Below are 18,542 nucleotides of genomic sequence, written 5' to 3' on the forward strand. Positions count from 1 at the left end.
GTTGGATAACATCATAGATATTATTTTTTTAATTTATGGCTTCTAGTTTAACAAATTAGGAGCGCTTTTTTCTGATTATTTTCTATCGTTCAACACTTCTGAGTGAAATACTCTCTGGACATAATAAGCCTGTAATGTCTATCAGTTTTAGCCCTAACAGAAAACTACTGGCTAGTGGCAGCAGAGATAAGACTGTTAGAATATGGCAACTTAGCTAGGTGAAAACAAAATATTATGTTAACCCTCAGTTATCCGCATATCGAAAAAAGCGAGCTTCAGCCCGCACGTTTGCAACGCTTGCCGCGCATTAGGATTGCCCAAATTGTCATGGACTATATTGCTTATGGTTGGTCGGTAGAAGAGATCTGTCGTCAACACCTTTACTTAACCCTATCCGAAGCCCATGCTGCAATGGGTTATTACTTTGATCATCAAGAAGAAATCGATCAAGAAATCAGGCTGGAATGGCAGCAAGTACAAGAAAATATTACTCAAAGTGCTAAGTCACCTTTCTACATTCGTATGAAAGCGAAAGGACTGCTTTAAATGGCTATTGCGTTATACATGGATGTCCATGTTCCTCAAGCGATTACCGAGCAGTTACGTCGCCGAGGCATAGACGTATTAACCGCATTTGAGGATGGAGCTAAAGAACTGCCTGATGATCAGCTTTTAGAAAGAGTGACTGAGCTTAGACGTGTTCTTTTTACCCAAGATATTCGCTTTAGAGTTTTAGCCGAAACTTGGTGCAGAGAAAACAAAAAGTTTTCGGGCTTAATTTTTGGGCATCAACTTGGAGGCACGATTGGTCAGTTTGTTAAAGATCTAGAATTAATTGCTAAGGCTTCTGAGCCTGACGAATGGATCAATACAACTGAGTATATTCCCTTCAAGTGACTCACAAAGCACATAACATTGAGGCAGATACTGATACAAAAATAGCAATATATCCAAAAATATTCAGAGGAAATTTTAAAAATCATGGCTGATTGGCAAATAATCGCAGGTGGTGTCACGGCTGCCAAAGGATATCAAGCGGCGGGGATGACCGCAGGGCTGAAGCCATCGGGCGCTCCTGACTTGACCTTAATTGTTTCCGATGTACCAGCGATCGCCGCAGGGGTATTCACCAAATCCTGTGTCAGAGCCGCCTGTGTGGATTTCAATCGGGAAGTATTGGCAAAGGGTGGTCAGGTTAAGGCGATCCTTTGTAATGCGGGACAGGCGAATGCTAGTACGGGCGCTGAGGGTTGGCAGAATGCGGTGGAATGTGCGGCATTGGTGCAGCAGGCACTCAATACTGAGGATGGGGTACTAGTTGCCTCCACAGGCGTAATCGGTAAACAATTATTGATGGACAAAATGCGATCGGGCATTGCCAAAATCGCCACGATTTTAGCTCCCGATGCGGGGGAGGATGCCGCTAGATCCATCATGACCACAGACACCGTACCCAAGAGCATTGCCCTAGAAACGGCGATCGATGGTCAGACGGTGCGGGTGGGTGGTATTTGCAAGGGTTCGGGCATGATCCATCCCAACATGGCAACGATGCTAGGTTTCATCACCTGTGATGCAGGTGTGGAGCCGCAGCTATGGCAACAGATGTTGTCGAGTTCCATTGATGCTAGTTTCAATCAGGTGACAGTGGATGGCGATACCAGTACCAATGACATGGTATTGGCGCTATGCAATGGTCAATCGGGGTTATTGATTAGCGATCGCAATTCGGCGGCGGCGCAAAAGCTTCAGGCGATGTTGCAGGAAGTCTGTATGAGCTTGGCTAAGGCGATCGCCCGTGATGGCGAGGGAGCCACCTGCATGATCGAGGTGAATGTATCAGGGGCAAGCAGTGTAGAAGGGGCGCGGCAAATTGCCAAAACCATCGTTGGCTCTTCCTTGGTCAAATCCGCAGTTTTCGGCAATGATCCCAACTGGGGACGCATTGCGGCGGCGGCGGGGCGATCGGGCGTTGATTTCGATCAAAATGTCTTGAATATTCAATTGGGCGATTTTGTAATGATGCAGGATGGCACGCCGCAGGAATACGATCGCCAAGCTGCCAGTGATTATCTCAAAACCGATACCGTGATCATCAATGTGGGCGTGGGTAATGGCAATGGTTGCGGCACGGCTTGGGGTTGCGATCTCAGTTACGATTATGTCAAGATCAATGCCGAATATACAACTTAGGGATTAATAAAAAATAAAGAAATGGCTACGCCATTTCTTTATTTGAAAACCCTAACTCAGATAGGTGTAACCATTGAGGCAATGCTCATATTTCTGCAAAAATAATCTAGCTTCTTCAAGGGTGATTTGCTTCTCAAGGAGCGCACGTTCCGTTTCTTGTCGAATATTCTCTAGCATGGCATCACGGTTGTACTGCACATAGGCGAGAACTTCGGTCATCGAGTCGCCCTTGATTACGTGTTCCACTTTATAGCCAGAAGATGCAGCATGGATATGTACAGCATCTGTATCGCCAAAGAGATTATGCAAGTCTCCCAAAATCTCTTGGTATGCACCACCTAGAAATAGCGCCAGATAATAAGGCTCATTGTGGACAAATGGATGTAGTTCTAAAGTGGATTTCACATCGCGCAGATCGATAAAGCGATCAATTTTGCCATCACTATCACAGGTGAGATCGGCGATCGTGCCACGACAGACTGGCTCCTCATGGAGACGATGGATCGGCATGATCGGAAATAGTTGATCGATCGCCCAGCTATCGGGTGCGGATTGAAATACAGAAAAGTTGCAATAGTAAGTAAGCGCCATCATCCGTTCCAGATCTTCGAGATCGTCAGGCACATAGTTGAGTTTGCGCGTAACTTTGAGAATGCGATCGCAACATTCCCAAAATAAACGCTCAATTCTGGCTCTCTCCTTCAATGAGAGATAACCAAAGGAGAAGAGACTAATTGCCTCTTGATTGAACTGCACCGCATCGTGATAGATCTCTTGATAATTATTTTCATTGATATTTTCTAAAGCCTCAAAGAAATTCCGCACAAGTTGATGCTCATGCCCTTGCAGTGGCTCGATTGTATTAGTGGGTGTGCCACTGATACCCACAACATCAAAGATCAGAACCGATTGATGGGAAGCGATCGCCCTACCACTTTCGCTCGTGAGGGTGGGAACGGGAATATTTTTGTTAGCACAGGCTTCTTTAATAGCGGCAACAATATCGTAGGCGTAGTTTTGCATACTATAGTTTTTGGAAGCATAGAAATTGGTTTTGGAACCGTCATAATCCACGCCTAAGCCACCACCAACATCCAAATGCCCCATCGGTGCGCCTAGCCCCACAAGCTGCACATAGATTTGTCCCGCTTCGCGCAGGGCATCTTTGATCGTGCTGATATTACTAATTTGGGAACCGACATGGAAATGCAGCAGTTTTAGGCAATGGAGCATATTTGCCGCCGCCAACTGTTCAGATGCTTCGATGATTTCCCACATACTTAGCCCAAATTTAGCGCGATCGCCTGTGGAATCTTCCCAATGTCCAATGCCTTTGGTATTGAGCTTGGCACGGACTCCCACCACAGGGCTAATCCCCAATTTTGTGGCAGCGCGGATGATCATTTCCACCTCTTCCAACTGCTCAATGACGATGATCGTGTTCTGCCCCAACTTCCGCGCTAAGATCGCCGTCTCGATATATTCGGCATCTTTGTAGCCATTGCAAATTAACAAGGCTTCAGGAGTCCGCAGGGTGGCAAGGGCAATCAATAGTTCAGGTTTAGAACCTGCCTCTAGTCCAAACTGAAAGGGCTTGCCATACTTGGCAATCTCTTCTACTAGCTGCCGTTGCTGATTCACCTTGACTGGAAATACGCCACGATAGGAGCCATTGTAGTTATAACGAGCGATCGCCTTGGCAAAGGTGGCATTCAAACGTTCGATGCGATCAGCCAAAATGTCAGAGAAGCGCACCAAGATCGGCGATCGCAATCCCCTCTGCTTCAGATCATTTACCAAATCAAATAGATCAATACAACCACCGCGATCGCCTTTGGGCGAAACCGTCACATGACCCGCTTCGTTGATACTAAAGTATGGCTCTCCCCATCCTTCGATGCGATATAGTGTCTCGCTATCTTGAATCGTCCACTTCTTAGTATCGCTAATCACAGGCAACTGAATCTCTTGCAACATTTGATAAACCCTACAGATCTTGCTCTTCGTAACAATATTGGGACGAACTGAAGAAAATATGCCTTTAGTCGCCAACTATTCAAACTTTAACACCACTGAACAATCTAGGCATTAACCGAGGCAACAGTCTAGATCTTTTTGAACATCTAACGCTTCTAGCGCTTTGCCAGTCTTGTTACAACGCTTTGCGCTCAAACCCAAAGCCGAGATCTCAATCAATGTCAATATTTTGAGCAAAAGCTTCCCTAAGTGGCTAGAATGAAAGCATAGTATAAAGTTTTGTAAATAAAATCAAATAATAATAATAAGAAATAATTGAAAACCTATGACCAGTAACCAATGGCGATCGCTGTTAAAAATTCTGTTTGTTTGCCTAATCTGTATTGGCATTACCTTTGCTAATACTTTAATCCCTAGCTTTGCCGCTAATGTTGCCGCCGATGAGCCTGAATCTAGCCAGATTATCAGCCGCTTTGAGGCAATTAAAGACAAAATGGCGAAACTCAGGTTTTGTTACAACGAAAGCTGTTTTTATCGCAATGTCACCAGCAAAGTCATTCCCCCCAGTGATCGCAATCCCCATTACACTGCCGAAATCTCTGCCGCCGTGGAGCGTCCCTCTTCGAGTCCCGACTTGGCAGATTACCATTTTGTCTATGTCAACGATCGCTGGCAGTTGATCAAGGGTGAAGAGTTTACCGATGTTGCTGACTATGTATTTATCGGCGATCGCTATGAGATTTACAGCGTTCATAATAGCCACACCCTGCGCGGCAACCTCGAAAAAGCCCGACAGGATGGCGGCATTAAATCAGGCTATTTATCCTTGTATTTTGATGTCCTCGATCAAGGCGTTGAAAAATAGGGTAGCAACTAGGGTCGCAGCTAAGGGCGCAACTTAAAGGGAAAAAAAATTAGGTAAGTGCAGCATCAAAACCAAACCCAGTCAAGCCATGTATCGTGGTCATCCTATCTGCTTTTGGGCAGATCTATTCAGTCAATTAGCTATCACAGAGAAACTTTTGAAAGCATTGCTGAGCAATCCTTCCAAAAATTTCCCTAGTTTCATATTAGGGTTGAGATTACTTCATCCACTCAGTATGGAAGAACTCACCCCTAGGCTTATCGGTGCGCTCGTAAGTGTGAGCACCAAAATAATCGCGTTGCGCTTGGGTCAAGTTTTGGGGCAGGCGATCGCGTCTGTAACTGTCGAAATAGTCGAGGGACGCGCTAAAGGCTGGCACAGGAATACCCAACTGGGCGGCAGCGATTACCACCTTGCGCCAAGCCAACTCTTTGGTGAGAATGGTTTGTTTGAAGTCGGGATCAACTAGCAGGTTAGGCAAGTTGGGATTGCGTTGAAAAGCAGACTTGATCTTGTCAAGGAATACGGCACGAATAATGCAGCCGCCTTTCCAGATGCGGGCGATTTCACCGAGATTTAGCTCATAGCCAAACTCATTGGAAGCTGCCCCCAAAAGCGCCATCCCTTGAGCATAGGAGCAGATTTTAGAGCAGTACAGTGCATCCCGCACCGCATCAATAAATTCTTGGCGATCGCCTTCATACTTGCCAGATATGGCAGTGGTCAAGACCTTTGCTGCTTCCACGCGCTCAGACTTGAACGAAGACATCACCCTTGCTGTCACCGCCGCGATCATCGTAGGAATCGGCACACCAAGATCAAAGGCACTTTGGACAGTCCATTTGCCAGTTCCCTTTTGTCCCGCCGCGTCCATGATCTTGTTGACAAGGGCATCGCCAGTTTCATCATCGATCTTCGAGAAAATATCGGCGGTGATATCGATCAAATAGGAATCAAGCTCTGAACTTTGCCATGCGGTAAAGACTTCATGGAGTTCGGCGGCGGTCAAGCCCAAGCCATTGCTTAGCAAATCATAGGCTTCAGCGATCAACTGCATATCGCCATACTCAATGCCGTTATGCACCATCTTCACATAATGCCCCGCACCGCCCTTGCCGATATAAGTCACGCAAGCGCCATCATCCACTTGAGCCGCGATCTTGGTGACGATTGGCTCAATTTCGGCATAGGCAGACTTTTGACCGCCAGGCATCATACTTGGACCATTGAGAGCGCCCTCTTCGCCGCCACTCACACCCATACCGATAAACTTGAGTCCGATCGCTTCAAGTGCCACGGTACGGCGTTCAGTGTCGCCATATAGCGAGTTACCACCATCGATGACGATATCCCCTTCTTCTAAGTAAGGCTTCAGTTCTTCGATCACCGCATCCACGGGGCCGCCAGCTTTAACCATGATCAAAATTTTACGGGGACGCTCTAGGGAAGCCACAAAATCAGCGATCGTAAATGCGCCCTTAAAGTTTTTACCAGCCGCACGGGTCGCCAAAAATTTATCAGTCTTATCGCGACTGCGGTTATACACACTCATTGAAAAACCATTGCGCTCAATATTCAGAGCGAGGTTTTCACCCATTACCGCTAAGCCGATCAGTCCAAAATTTTGCTTATCAGATGTCATACAATCCTCTATCTCCGTTTAAACACCAGCAAAGGTCATGCTGCGATACAAGCAATGCTTGTACTTGGGAACAATGCTTGGGAACAAAGGTATGGTAAGGGCTGATTTAGTGGGGATCGGTAATCCTTTGTAAATCCTTAACGAATTACCTATAAATTGCTAGGTTTGCTGATTTACTGCAAGTCAATACCTTGTAAAGTTATATATAGGTTATATTTGCTGTAGGTACAAAAATGCCGCAGCAATAAAAATAGCCATTTAGGGGATTAGTTAGGCTACCTAATGTTTCATAATTTTTTGCGGAATTTATTTTAGGTAGGTTATTCAATAGTTCCAAGAAACTATGGTGAATTCACATCATGTTTTTTTACTGTATCCTTACTGATTTTCTATTGAATTTGCATAGCAACAAAAGCTATGTAAATCAGTAAAAATCCTTATGTAGGAATGGAATTGTTGGTAATAGAAATATTTCTCTTGACATTTCCCCCATAAGGTCTACTCCGCATTAGACACCTTAATTTTCTGGAGATCTATATGAGTAAAGCCAAAAAGACTGATTCATCCGACGACTCTAAGAGTAAATCCTCATCAAAGTCAGCATCCTCTAAGTTATCAGCCAAGGAGTCATCTAAAGAGTCACCGAAATTAGAGGTACTCAAGGTGATTGCCCCTAAATCTCCAGAAGTTTTAGAGGAGCATTCGACAATGCCCCATCAAGACAAAACTGAGAATTTAGCCAGCTTCAATGCTCCAAAATCTGATGCTATCCCAGCCAAAGAGATTTTGCCTAGGTCAGATATAGCGCCTCTAAAATCTGCTCCTAAAAGCGAGTCAGCTTTAACTAGTCAATCCTTGAGTGGTTTATCAGCGAGCGCCCCTATGGGCATTCCGATCAAAAAGTTGGATCGGTCTTTTGAGCGAGGTGCTGTTAAGCGGGTGGGGAAAGATATAGATTATAGCGATCGCCACGAAGTCAATATTGATGAACAAAAAACTCAAGAGCCGAAGGTTTGTCTACAACCGATTCCTGTGGCAACGGAGCCATTTCAATATCGGGCGATCGGGGTGATTAGTGGTCGTTATGTTGGTAACGAAGACAACTTTGCTAAGGGACATATTTTGACGAGCGATGGCGCTGAAGTTGATGCGGTATTGCTTGGGAAGGTGATTTCAGTCGCTAAAAAGCGCTTACAAAACGATCGCGATTATTTATGGGTGGTCTATCCCCGCACCAACGATAAAAGCGGCAAGCTTCATGTGCAGATTGCGGGAGTCTGGGCTCCCGAAGACTTGGGCAAGGCAGACATTCAAAATGACCCTGGTGTGGCTGATGGTTATTTCTCGATTAGGGGTGAAGTGTCTAGTCAATCTATAGAAGATAACCTAGTAATTGTCAAGATTCGGCGAATTGAGCAGAAATTTGACAAGCAGAAGGGTAAGCCCACCAAAACCTACAGCAAGTTTAAGGTGAGGCTTACAGGACTATTGCCCACCGATGCTGTGGGGCAGTTTTGGTCGGTCAATGTGCAGCGCCAAGGCAATGTGCTTTCGGTGATTGATGGTGAGTTTGTGGGGATTGTGCCTGTTAAGGGCAAACGTAACCAGTATAAAGGTCGCCCTAGTGGTGGTAAGTTTGCTCCTCGCAAATTTGGCGATCGCCCCTATAAGCCCTTGGGCGGTGCTGGTGATGATTTTAGCTATCCCCCGCGCTCCCGCTCTACCGAAGATCGCCCTCCTGTGCCGCGTCCAATTATCAAGCGCCGCGAACCAACGGAATAACCTAAAAGCATCAAAGCCCCATTGCAATTTTGATGTTCATGATTTACAGCAGGTTGCAATGCAACCTGTTTTTGGTTTTATGGCTGTAAGACCATGCTCCATTCTTTATTTTTGCTATCCCAAAAAGGGGCATCGGTTTCGCCGACAATATTGGGTCCCCAGTAAGAACGCGAACCATCGGTGGCGAAGGCAAAAATCACATCCCCTTTACCGATCGCAATTTTATAATTGGGCAATGACAAAATTAGTCCCTCCTTACCACCTTCAAAGGGCGCAAAGTCCCAGTTGAGTGGCTCGATCGCTTGCCAGACATTTTGAGAAGTAACTCGTGAAAACAGCACTACCCGCACCGATCGCTCGGTACGATTGCCAACACGAAGACTGCCAATATTTTCGCCATCATTGAGATTAGGGCGAGCAAGTGTCGAGGGAAAAGGAGAGACAATAATTTTGGGCGTGGGGTCTTCGGTGATGGCTTCTCGTTGTGGGGGATAAAACTTTTGCCAGACAGAAACCCCTGTCAGGGCGATGATCATGCCCAGACCGATGGAATATGCGTATTTGAGGTCGAGAGTGGGTATCACGAGCTAGGCAACGGTACTTGTTATGTTTATTTTATCGCGATTTCGCGATCGTTGCCCCCTGCGATGTGCCGATGCGGGTTGCCCCTGCATTGATCAAAGCGATCGCCTGTTCCCTTGTTTTAATGCCCCCTGAAGCCTTTACGCCCACCCTGCCCCGAGAAAATTCCTTGAGAAATTTCACCATCTCCACAGTCGCGCCACCAGCCCAACCCGTCCCTGTTTTTAAAAAACTTACCCCTGCATCCATACAGATCTCAGCCGCCAATGCTTGCTCTTCGGGGCTAAGTTTACTGAGTTCCAAAATCGCTTTTACGGGAACCCCTGATTCTTGGCAAATCTGAGCAATATCTTGGTGCAGTAAGTTAGTTTGCCCACTTTTGAGCCAACCAAAATTAATCACCACATCTAACTCCATTGCACCATTTTCTACCGCCTCCATCGCTTCATAAAGCTTAACATTGCTAGTGGATGCACCACTAGGAAACCCAATCACAGTGCCAACCGCCACCTGTGATTTCAATAAATAATCTCTGGCGAGTTGCACATGACAGGGATAGACACAGACGCTAGCAAAACCAAAGCGATCAGCCTCTGCACATAGGCGCTCAACCTCTTGAGGGTGGGCTTGAGGATCTAACAGAGCGTGGTCAATGTAAGGGCATGGATCGAGATCTTGTTCAGGCATGGGGCTTGGCAAATTAGAGTAACGGCAATCAGTCATCATAGTCCCATACAGATGATTCAAAATCTTGCCCCCTTAACTTTTATCGCCCCTAATGTCCTAATAAGACTAGCGACAGCTATATAATTACTTATTCATAGACATTAAGCCTGTCTTATTCTTGGCTTATCCAAAATATAGGCAAATATTAAGCAAACATATATGCATATTTCTGAATTAGATGAACTAGAGGCTTCGGTTAGCGATCTGTTGACCATGGCAAAGGTGGAATTAGAGCAGAATCGGCTACAACAACAACGCGATCGCCAAATTCAAGAAGCTGTGTCACAAATTGAGGGTCGGTTAAAACCGTTACTTGCCAAGGTGGAACAGATGCTGGAGGAGTACACTCGCGAAGGTGGTAGTCCAGACAGTGAGACGAAACTAAAACTAGAAAAGAAAGCGGCGGACATTCGCCAAGAGATAGCTGAAGCGCCAGCCCTAGCATCCCAACTTGCCGATCGCCAGTTGATTCTCAGCGAAGAAAGATTGCTAGATGAAAGAATAACTGAACAAACAACACAATGGCGCTATGAACTCAAAGCTGACCTATTGGAGATGATTGAAGAACAAAGTGATTTCTTTAGCGCCACCGATGCCGCGATCGCTGTGCGTGGTTACAGCAATGATCTCAAAGCGATCGGCGCTCTGGAGGAAGTGGTGGAGGCATTGATCAATCAAATAAACTCCCACAGTGAAGAGGGACCCGTTGCTAGGCTGCGTGGCAGTCATGAGCAAACTCTCACTTTCATTTATAACAAGGCTCTCGAAAATCGTTCTCGCGTCGATCGCGCCCCTGATGTCCAACCCAATACTCGCCACCGCAAGTCCGAAAAACGCCCCGCTTTATACACCGATCTCAGTGGCAAGGTATTGGTATTTGGCGGTCATGATCGCTTACAAACAGCCGTCAAAAATCGTCTGCGTGACTCGATCATCAATTTAATTTGGTACACAGAGCAGGACGGCTTGCAGTTGGCGGCGCAGGGGGAAACCCAAATTGCAGGATCAGATCTGATTATCATTGTGACGGGATATGCCAGCCATTCTCTTACAGAAAGGGCGATCGAAGCCTGTCGCCGAGCCAATAAGAGCTATGAAATTGTCAATACTACGGGTATGACCAGATTGTTAGAGGTGATCGAGTCAGGACTCAAGGCAAAACAACTAGCTAGGCATTGGAAATAAGATATTCCCTTTCCACTCTAAGGATTAGTGGTGCGGCACAAAGCGCCGCACCGCTAATCCTTGGGCTTTAATGTCTATGTTTAGGCTGGGAAAGGAGTAAGAAACTGGATACCCGTATTTGGTATTTTGTATAGTAAGTAAGTTAAGAAATGACGCGATCGCTATAAAATCTAAGCAATCCTTCAAAAAACTGCCACCCTAAAACCTTGATGTATGCCAACTTAAAGCAACTTTTAGAAACAGTTGCTATGGGTGAGCTTAGCCCTGATCAAGCCCTAGAATCCTTAAAATATCTGCACTACGAGTCAGTGGGGGACTTTGCGAAAATTGACCATCATCGCGCTCTGCGTACTGGTTTTCCTGAAGTCGTGTTTGGGCTTGGCAAAACCCCATGCCAAATTGCTCAAATCATGCAGGTGATGGTATCCAAAAACCCTGTAGTCATGGCGACCAAGATTGTCCCAGAGGTTTATACGCAGATACAGCCATCCCTGCGCGGGTTGCAATATTTCCCGATCGCACAGATCTGTTACTTGGGAGAATCAGCACCGCCAAAGCATGGCTGCATCACGATTATTACCGCAGGTACTGCCGATTTGCCCATCGCTGAGGAAGCGGCGGTTACGGGTGAGTTGTGCGGATTTCAAGTAAAAAGACTATGGGATCTAGGAGTGGCAGGAATTCATCGGTTATTAAGCCATCAGGAGGCGATCGCTAATGCGGAAGTAATTATTGTGGTGGCAGGGATGGAAGGAGCCTTAGCTAGTGTTGTGGCGGGTTTGGCTGCCTGTCCGATTGTGGCAGTGCCAACTAGCATCGGTTATGGAGCCAGTTTTCAAGGTTTAGCACCTCTCCTGACGATGCTCAATTCCTGTGCGACAGGGGTAGGGGTTGTCAATATTGATAATGGTTTCGGAGCCGCGATGTTAGCCGCCAAGATTCTCAATCGCGGTCAATAGTTGGACTACCAAAAGATAGCAGCACACAGCAAATTTGCATACCGCTATTTCTCTGTTTACCTGCGAGGAAACGCTTTCAGTTTTTTGGAGTTACAACGCATGGATGACATTTGTAACTACGCCCCAAATATGTAGCTCCATATTTTCACCAATCTCTATGGGCGGGTAATCAGGATTCTCAGGCATTAACCAGAGGCGATCGCGATGTTTTCGTAGGCGTTTTACCGTCAGTTCACCATCCACAACCGCAATCACCACCTTGCCACTAATAGGCTCGATCGCCCGATCAACCACGAGTAAGTCATTGGGGTGAATCCCCGCATTTCGCATAGATTCCCCCGTCACGCGCACCAAAAAAGTTGACTCAGGATGCTTAACTAGATGTCGATTTAGATCAATCTTGCCCTCTACATAATCTTCTGTGACCGCAGGAAAACCTGCGGCGATCGGACTTAGGTATAAAGGAATGCGGTACTTTGTTTGAGCATCAGGCTTAAAAATGCTATTCACAACAATCTCTAGCTTTTCTGGAGATTGTTGGAGGCTTATTAATATTTCATCAGCAATGCTGATAGGCAACCTAACCGCTTTGGTCTTTTCTCCATACTTACCCGTTCCCACAGGGCGACCTGCCCCCTCGCGTTTTCCTCCTCTCGGCATGACAAAACTCTCCTACCTTAAAAGCTAATTACTAAATCAAGAATATTGTACGCTTATCATTCTCTATTTCACAAGACTTGGCAATAGTTTTATATCGCCAAGGAGTTTGTGATCATCTGAGCATCGTGCCGAAGATCAAAAACTCTCTTGTAAAGCAAGGTGGGTATGGCTGCAAGGTCTATACTAGAGTGAAATCTAACAACTTTGTTAAAGACTGAATAAAAAACTATGGCAGTAAAACCAGATTGGCTGCGGGTCAAAGCCCCACAATGGGAGCGAGTTGGCAATGTGAAAGAAGTCCTGCGCGATCTGGGACTAAATACTGTGTGTGAAGAGGCTTCTTGTCCGAATATTGGCGAATGTTTTCATCAAGGCACAGCCACATTCCTAATTATGGGACCAGCCTGTACCAGAGCCTGTCCCTATTGCGATATTGACTTTGAGAAAAAACCGCAAGCCCTTGATCCCATGGAACCCATTAACCTTGGGGAAGCAGTGCGAAGGATGAATCTCAAGCACGTTGTCATTACTTCCGTGAATCGTGATGACCTGCCCGATGGTGGTGCATCGCAATTTCGGCGTTGCATTGAAGAAGTTCGTAAATTAATGCCGCAAACAACCATCGAACTGCTAATTCCCGACCTCTGTGCTAATTGGGAAGCCCTAGCATCGATTCTCGAATCCCGTCCCCATGTGCTAAATCACAACACAGAAACAGTGCCAAGCCTCTATCGCCGAGTCCGTCCGCAAGGAGATTATCAGCGTAGCTTAGAACTATTGCGCCGTACCCGTGAAATTGCGCCTTGGGTCTATACCAAGTCAGGAATTATGGTGGGCATGGGTGAAACGGATGCGGAGGTGCGGGAAGTGATGCAGGACTTACGCTCTGTGGATTGCGATATTCTGACCATTGGGCAGTATCTTCAACCTTCTGCTAAACATTTAACATTGCAAGAATTTGTCACTCCTGAGCAGTTTGAGTCTTGGCGAGTAGCGGGTGAAGGTATGGGCTTTTTGCAAGTAGTTGCTTCGCCGTTAACGCGCAGTTCTTATCATGCTGAACAGGTACAAGCATTAATGAAGCTTTATCCTAAGTCGAAACCATAGAGGGCTATTAACAATTAGGACTCACGCAAGAGATATTGGAATCCTTATTCTAGAGTAGATGCAATTCATAAACTGCATCTACTCTTGGTCTTTTTGCGTAAGTCCTATGATTGACTGACACATCTCACGCAAGGTAGGCAGGATGCCCGCGCTACAGTGATTCTAAATTTGTGGGTCAGGTATCATGGCTGAACAAGGATTTCCAACTCTTTTGTCAGTTAATCAGGGCTAATTAGGGGCTGGTTAGTTAAACAACTTATTCATATTTTTCGCAACCCCAGCTATGTAATCATCCATATTGTGGTCATTGATACCGTCTGTTCCCTTTTCCCCTAGGGCTTCGAGCCTGCCATGAGCCCCATCAAGTAAGCGTCTCCAAATTGACAAATCGTCATGGAGGACTTGGTTTTTGTCAAGATACAGGAAATAACCACAGTCAACATAGCCCATCGCTCGCAAAGGCACACGGGGAACAGCATCATTGTTGTTGACAAAACGGAAATATTGTTTTGCCATGACTGTATTCATGGCATCGGCAAACTTTTTGTCACCAACACGTGGTTGACCGAAGGTATACAGCCCAGCTACGGGATAGGCAAATTCTAGCATTTTCGCTACGCCAAGGGTGGCTAAGGCTGCGCCCAGACTATGGCCTGTAAACCAGATTGATTGATTGTTGTCTTGAAACTGGCGGATCGTGGAAATGACTTCTCGCCAAGCCGAGTCGAGTGAGCGAATGAAGCCAAAATGGACATTGCCAAGGGCATGGTAAGTGCGATCTAGTCTTATGTCTGACAGAATATCCTGTAATTTGCTGGGTTCAGTGCCACGAAAGGAAACAATGATTTTGTGGCGATCGCCAGTTACAAATGCTTCTGTACTGCTTGATGTAATCTCAATAAATCGAAATCTATCTGTTTGCAATTGATTAGTAACTTTAGCTTCTACAGAGGCTGCATCTAGGTAAGCCCACTTTGCACAATAGGCCAGGGTCAGTGCATTGTTGGGGCTGTAATTGGTCGTGTCATGATCGAAGGATAATGCCATTGTTTTCTATTCCAAACTAATGTTTTTGTCTATCGTTCCTATGGTAACTAGGAAAAGTAAGGTAACGATTTTTGCTATGGATCTACAGGCAGATGGCTTAAACTGTCTGTAGATCGCTTGAGCGAAAATCGCTACAAATAGAGTCTGAATGGTGAAAAGCTAAACATTAATCAAGGCTCTAATATTACCGACATCATAGTTGAGGTCTGCAAATTCTTTTTTATAGCGTGCCAAAGCCGTTCTCAATTCAAGAACCACATCATCATCTTCATTCTTGAGAATGTAACCGTACTTGATTGCTGTTAGTACATTAACCATGTAGATCAGATTGGTGGATTCCAAAGTGTTAGGCGCGATCGCTGGATCATCTTCGCTACCGAAACTACCGCCACGCAAAGCCAAGGAGTTGTAGAAAATCTCACCGCCTTCATCGGCTTGGGCATCATTGACCCAAGAATGCCAGAAAGTGATATGGAAGATCACATAGCGCACCAATTCTTTTAAATTATCAAGATCAGAAGCGCTAGGTTGATCAGTTGTAGTAATGGGGCGCGTTGCTTTGACTGTGCCATTAACCGTTACCCTAGGAATCCCTGGTTTATCAAGCTCATGGCGATCGTACCATTCATACTCATCATCCTTGAGTTCTGGTAGGGGTTGATAAGCCACGCTATGCTCAATGATGTCATCGGATAAACGATGGATTTCTGCCCATTCCGCAATGATATCTTCCTGATTACTTTGAAAGAAGTTGTCAATCGCTTCAGTCAAGACCTGCCAATAAAGATTTGCGATCTTCGCAAACGTATGAGCTTCGCATAGGGGCTGACGAGGCTGCCAACCCTTCCAATCAAAGCTTGCCATCTGCTCCTTACAAACCTGCACTACCGACGCTGGTGTCAAAGGTCCATTAGTTGTTACCAGTCCCACAGTTGGCGATACCAAAACCTCATCGGCGCGTTGATTGATATTCACCAAGCTCTTTACATGGGGATACAACAGCAATCGCACTGGATTTTTGCGTAAATTACGGAAAGTGGCGATCGTGTACTGCTCCATCTGCAAATGGGCTTTGATGTAATGCTCAGTCATTTCCGCCGCAAAAAAGCTGTTAGTGCGGAAAATGCGCTTGGCTTGTAGCCACTTATCGCCATCGGTAGGCTTGTAGGTGACAGGATCTTTGAGTGCAGAATAGGGAGCAAAGGAATCAGGGTAACGGCTCTGCACAGTAATTGCAGTAACCACTAGCTTGCCTTCTTTCAATTCAAAGAAAGCCTCCACATTATGAAGATCGTGATCGTCATCCTTTTCGTAGGCATCCCAATTAAATGTCACTTTCAACTGATTGGGATTATTCTTGTTGCGCTTAAACAAAGCAGGATTCATTCCATTCAGAACACGGGCAACAAAGTATTCATCACTTCTAGTGTAGCCAGGATTTTGACGATCTAAATTAATCGTCAGATTGGGAGGATAATCGGCTTGGATTTCCTTGAGAGTTGGCTCATTAGGATTGAGGGTATTGGTAATAACGTGCTTAGCTTTAATTGGTACAAGGCTACTAGCAGCATCATAACCATTTAGAGTGCGACCGACAGAATAATCGTCAGGAGTGCCTTCTAATTCACTAAAGAACAAGCGGGCAAAATGGCTATCTGGCTTGTAGAGCCAATAGGGAACTGTACGAGTGCCAAAATCATATTCCTTTTGAGTTACATTGTCTCCACCCTTGATTGTATAAGCAATGCGATAGGTGGAAACAATCTCATTGTCATTGTCAAAGCTAATCCGATTATCCAAAAGTCGCAGTTCCAAATCAGGGGCATCTAAAAAGCCAGCCTTGGAAGGGTCATAGTAAATTGTAAATTCGCCATTGTAATCTGTCGTACCCACCCCCAAGTAGTCTCCAGGTGAACCGATATCACGATCCCAGAGTTCCAATTCAATGTTATGCAATGGCTTTTGCGTATCACCAAAAACCAACTTCCCCGTCACCTTAGATAGCTGTTCAAGAGGCTTGTCGAACTTCTGTTCATGGAGCCTCACAATGCTTTTCTTGGCTTTTTTTTCAGTCTTGCGCTTTCCTAAAGTGCTGTCGGCTAATTTAATGCCAAAGACTTGTTTGATTTCATCGACAATGGTTTTCAACTTAGACATGATAATTTCCAATAATGTTTATAGAAATGCCCTAGGAAATCTTTACTAAATAATCGTAAACCTCAAATCATGATCAGTGGACGAACACAATACCAAGTATATGTAAAATGTTGGTTCACAAGGTTGGGGGGTAATTAACAAAAGCGCAGTCACACTTTTGTTAACTGAGATCAAATGTAATGAACCCCAATAACATAAAGGTTAACTTGTAAGGATACGATAGTCAAGGAACTTTCTCGGTCTGTGATTTATTCAATTTACTACCTTCTGAAATTCTTTTCAGTTCACAATTCCTGAATTTACACTTTTGAGATAGAACTCTCTAAATAATTTTATGACTTACGCAAAACATACTCAAAGTAGCCAAAAGCAGAGGAGATTTACGAATTGCCTCTGCTCTGCCTTTGCCACAACTCAACTGAAAAACTCAATACTTATCGCGGTTTACACCTTGGTACGAACAAGGTGCAAACAGAAGACAAAAAATATGGATTTGATGGTTTGCAAGTTGTCAAGGACAACTTGCAAACCGCGATAACCAAAATCTGCGTTGATATACAATAAGCTGTCCCATAAGTTATTTGTTTTATGCCTCCTCAATTGCCTCTCCATATCCAAATGATGCAGATGATTACTGGGTACTGGGTATCCCAGTGTATTTATGTAGCTGCAAAATTAGCGATCGCTGATCATCTCACAACACCACAAACTTATGAGGTTCTCGCTCTCAATACAGGAGCAAATCCTAAGGCTCTATATCGAGTTCTCCGCGCTCTAGCCAGTGTGGGCATCTTTACGGAAACCGAGGCGGGAACCTTTGCGATGACACCCCTTGCCGAGCTTTTACGCAGTGATAGTCCCCAAACACTTTGTCCCACGGCAATTATGATGGGTGAGCCAGAACATTATCAGTCATGGGGAAATCTACTCCATAGCGTGAAAACAGGTGAACCAGCTTTTGATCAGTACTTTGGTAAAGGCGTGTTTGAACATTTCGGAACTAATCCTGAAGCCGCTAAGATTTTTGAGCGCTGTATGGATAACTTCTCACAGGTCGAGTTGCGTGCGATCGCCCCAACCTATGATTTTTCTGAGTTCAAAGTATTAGTTGATGTGGGTGGAGGTTATGGCGAATTATTAGCCACGATCTTGCAGAAACATCCTGATAGCCAAGGGATTTTGTTTGATGAGAAATATGTGATTGATAATGCAACTACGACTTTAGACAAACATGGTATTAGCGATCGCTGTCAACTTGTGAGTGGTAGCTTTTTTGAATCTGTTCCCAGTGGTGGTGATGTCTATTTGCTCAAGCATATTGTCCATGATTGGGATGATGAGAGGGCGATCGCCATTTTGCGAAATTGTCAGCAAGCAATGAATGCCGATAGCAAAATTCTGGTCATAGAGCAGGTTGTGCCTGCGGGAAATAATCCTGCGGCGGCGAAGCTGTTGGACATCAATATGCTGGTCATGTGTCCTGGTGGGAAAGAGCGTACTGCTTCAGAATATGAATACATCTTTGAGCAAGCTGGTCTAAAGATCCTGCGTATCATTCCCACTGCTGAAGATATTCATCTCATTGAGGGATGTAAAGCCTGATTTGCTTTGTAGGTAGGCTATTTCTAAAAATTCCAATAAAAAAGAGGGGTTAGCCCCT

The 18,542-nt window shown here is 45.3% G+C and carries 17 protein-coding genes; 10 read left to right on the forward strand and 7 right to left on the reverse strand.

All coding sequences use genetic code 11. From position 1 onward, the window contains the following. Positions 1–107: 107 nt before the first annotated feature. The 4 genes from H6F44_RS23945 to argJ all read left to right on the forward strand — a co-directional run bounded on the left by H6F44_RS23945 (position 108) and on the right by argJ (position 2,193). Positions 108–218 carry a WD40 repeat domain-containing protein gene (locus tag H6F44_RS23945; protein ID WP_407681863.1) on the forward strand — a complete coding sequence of 37 codons (111 nt, stop codon included), beginning with the start codon at positions 108–110 and terminating at the stop codon, positions 216–218. Positions 219–234: 16 nt separating this feature from the next. Further along, positions 235–546: a DUF433 domain-containing protein gene (locus tag H6F44_RS06015; protein WP_190350053.1), complete on the forward strand. Its 312-nt coding sequence runs from the start codon at positions 235–237 to the stop codon at positions 544–546. Further along, complete coding sequence (locus tag H6F44_RS06020; RefSeq protein WP_190350054.1) at positions 547–897, forward strand: DUF5615 family PIN-like protein; 351 nt, start codon at positions 547–549, stop codon at positions 895–897. 84 nt (positions 898–981) lie between these two features. Further along, positions 982–2,193, forward strand: coding sequence for a bifunctional ornithine acetyltransferase/N-acetylglutamate synthase (gene argJ / locus H6F44_RS06025; RefSeq protein WP_190350055.1), 1,212 nt, complete (start codon positions 982–984; stop codon positions 2,191–2,193). Between the two features lie 51 nt (positions 2,194–2,244). Here argJ and speA read toward each other — a convergent pair whose 3' ends face one another. Next, a complete protein-coding gene (gene speA, locus H6F44_RS06030; protein WP_190350056.1) occupies positions 2,245–4,170 on the reverse strand; it encodes a biosynthetic arginine decarboxylase in 1,926 nt (641 codons plus the stop codon). 325 nt (positions 4,171–4,495) lie between these two features. Here speA and H6F44_RS06035 point away from each other — a divergent pair, with 325 nt between their 5' ends. Next, on the forward strand, positions 4,496–5,035 hold the full coding sequence (locus H6F44_RS06035) for a hypothetical protein (RefSeq protein ID WP_190350057.1): 540 nt from the start codon (positions 4,496–4,498) through the stop codon (positions 5,033–5,035). 217 nt (positions 5,036–5,252) lie between these two features. Here H6F44_RS06035 and gnd read toward each other — a convergent pair whose 3' ends face one another. Further along, positions 5,253–6,677 carry a decarboxylating NADP(+)-dependent phosphogluconate dehydrogenase gene (gnd, locus tag H6F44_RS06040; protein WP_190350058.1) on the reverse strand — a complete coding sequence of 475 codons (1,425 nt, stop codon included), beginning with the start codon at positions 6,675–6,677 and terminating at the stop codon, positions 5,253–5,255. A 537-nt stretch (positions 6,678–7,214) separates the two neighbouring features. On the opposite strand from gnd, the gene H6F44_RS06045 reads away from it, so the two are divergent. Beyond that, complete coding sequence (locus tag H6F44_RS06045) at positions 7,215–8,459, forward strand: hypothetical protein (RefSeq protein ID WP_190350059.1); 1,245 nt, start codon at positions 7,215–7,217, stop codon at positions 8,457–8,459. Between the two features lie 77 nt (positions 8,460–8,536). On the opposite strand, the gene H6F44_RS06050 is transcribed toward H6F44_RS06045, so the two are convergent. Further along, positions 8,537–9,043, reverse strand: coding sequence for a hypothetical protein (locus tag H6F44_RS06050; RefSeq protein WP_190350060.1), 507 nt, complete (start codon positions 9,041–9,043; stop codon positions 8,537–8,539). 31 nt (positions 9,044–9,074) lie between these two features. Then, positions 9,075–9,728, reverse strand: coding sequence for a deoxyribose-phosphate aldolase (deoC, locus tag H6F44_RS06055; RefSeq protein ID WP_190350115.1), 654 nt, complete (start codon positions 9,726–9,728; stop codon positions 9,075–9,077). A gap of 198 nt (positions 9,729–9,926) precedes the next feature. Here deoC and H6F44_RS06060 point away from each other — a divergent pair, with 198 nt between their 5' ends. Both H6F44_RS06060 and larB read left to right on the forward strand, forming a co-directional pair. Further along, a complete protein-coding gene (locus H6F44_RS06060; protein ID WP_190350061.1) occupies positions 9,927–10,952 on the forward strand; it encodes a DUF2325 domain-containing protein in 1,026 nt (341 codons plus the stop codon). A gap of 209 nt (positions 10,953–11,161) precedes the next feature. Further along, positions 11,162–11,911, forward strand: a complete 750-nt coding sequence (gene larB / locus H6F44_RS06065) for a nickel pincer cofactor biosynthesis protein LarB (protein ID WP_190350062.1) — start codon at positions 11,162–11,164, stop codon at positions 11,909–11,911. Positions 11,912–12,001: 90 nt separating this feature from the next. On the opposite strand, the gene H6F44_RS06070 is transcribed toward larB, so the two are convergent. Next, complete coding sequence (locus tag H6F44_RS06070) at positions 12,002–12,571, reverse strand: LexA family protein (RefSeq protein ID WP_190350063.1); 570 nt, start codon at positions 12,569–12,571, stop codon at positions 12,002–12,004. 228 nt (positions 12,572–12,799) lie between these two features. Here H6F44_RS06070 and lipA point away from each other — a divergent pair, with 228 nt between their 5' ends. Further along, the gene (gene lipA, locus H6F44_RS06075) at positions 12,800–13,678 is read left to right on the forward strand and encodes a lipoyl synthase (protein ID WP_190350064.1); all 879 of its coding nucleotides are present in this window, start codon (positions 12,800–12,802) and stop codon (positions 13,676–13,678) included. A 243-nt stretch (positions 13,679–13,921) separates the two neighbouring features. Here lipA and H6F44_RS06080 read toward each other — a convergent pair whose 3' ends face one another. Both H6F44_RS06080 and H6F44_RS06085 read right to left on the reverse strand, forming a co-directional pair. Next, positions 13,922–14,725 carry a lipase family protein gene (locus H6F44_RS06080; RefSeq protein WP_190350065.1) on the reverse strand — a complete coding sequence of 268 codons (804 nt, stop codon included), beginning with the start codon at positions 14,723–14,725 and terminating at the stop codon, positions 13,922–13,924. Between the two features lie 159 nt (positions 14,726–14,884). Continuing rightward, complete coding sequence (locus H6F44_RS06085) at positions 14,885–16,882, reverse strand: lipoxygenase family protein (RefSeq protein WP_199302016.1); 1,998 nt, start codon at positions 16,880–16,882, stop codon at positions 14,885–14,887. Positions 16,883–17,470: 588 nt separating this feature from the next. Here H6F44_RS06085 and H6F44_RS06090 point away from each other — a divergent pair. After that, positions 17,471–18,484, forward strand: coding sequence for an acetylserotonin O-methyltransferase (locus H6F44_RS06090; RefSeq protein ID WP_242016461.1), 1,014 nt, complete (start codon positions 17,471–17,473; stop codon positions 18,482–18,484). The last annotated feature ends 58 nt before the right edge of the window (positions 18,485–18,542 follow it).

The organism is Pseudanabaena cinerea FACHB-1277 (assembly GCF_014696345.1).
Taxonomy (GTDB): Bacteria; Cyanobacteriota; Cyanobacteriia; order Pseudanabaenales; family Pseudanabaenaceae; genus Pseudanabaena; species Pseudanabaena cinerea.

Bases quoted from the DNA above. Each gene is read 5' to 3' on its own strand.
- H6F44_RS06015 (WP_190350053.1), top strand. From the start codon at position 235: ATGTTAACCCTCAGTTATCCGCATATCGAAAAAAGCGAGCTTCAGCCC.
- H6F44_RS06020 (WP_190350054.1), top strand. From the start codon at position 547: ATGGCTATTGCGTTATACATGGATGTCCATGTTCCTCAAGCGATTACC.
- argJ (WP_190350055.1), top strand. From the start codon at position 982: ATGGCTGATTGGCAAATAATCGCAGGTGGTGTCACGGCTGCCAAAGGA.
- speA (WP_190350056.1), bottom strand. From the start codon at position 4,170: ATGTTGCAAGAGATTCAGTTGCCTGTGATTAGCGATACTAAGAAGTGG.
- H6F44_RS06035 (WP_190350057.1), top strand. From the start codon at position 4,496: ATGACCAGTAACCAATGGCGATCGCTGTTAAAAATTCTGTTTGTTTGC.
- gnd (WP_190350058.1), bottom strand. From the start codon at position 6,677: ATGACATCTGATAAGCAAAATTTTGGACTGATCGGCTTAGCGGTAATG.
- H6F44_RS06045 (WP_190350059.1), top strand. From the start codon at position 7,215: ATGAGTAAAGCCAAAAAGACTGATTCATCCGACGACTCTAAGAGTAAA.
- deoC (WP_190350115.1), bottom strand. From the start codon at position 9,728: ATGCCTGAACAAGATCTCGATCCATGCCCTTACATTGACCACGCTCTG.
- H6F44_RS06060 (WP_190350061.1), top strand. From the start codon at position 9,927: ATGCATATTTCTGAATTAGATGAACTAGAGGCTTCGGTTAGCGATCTG.
- larB (WP_190350062.1), top strand. From the start codon at position 11,162: ATGTATGCCAACTTAAAGCAACTTTTAGAAACAGTTGCTATGGGTGAG.
- H6F44_RS06070 (WP_190350063.1), bottom strand. From the start codon at position 12,571: ATGCCGAGAGGAGGAAAACGCGAGGGGGCAGGTCGCCCTGTGGGAACG.
- lipA (WP_190350064.1), top strand. From the start codon at position 12,800: ATGGCAGTAAAACCAGATTGGCTGCGGGTCAAAGCCCCACAATGGGAG.
- H6F44_RS06080 (WP_190350065.1), bottom strand. From the start codon at position 14,725: ATGGCATTATCCTTCGATCATGACACGACCAATTACAGCCCCAACAAT.
- H6F44_RS06085 (WP_199302016.1), bottom strand. From the start codon at position 16,882: ATGTCTAAGTTGAAAACCATTGTCGATGAAATCAAACAAGTCTTTGGC.
- H6F44_RS06090 (WP_242016461.1), top strand. From the start codon at position 17,471: ATGCCTCCTCAATTGCCTCTCCATATCCAAATGATGCAGATGATTACT.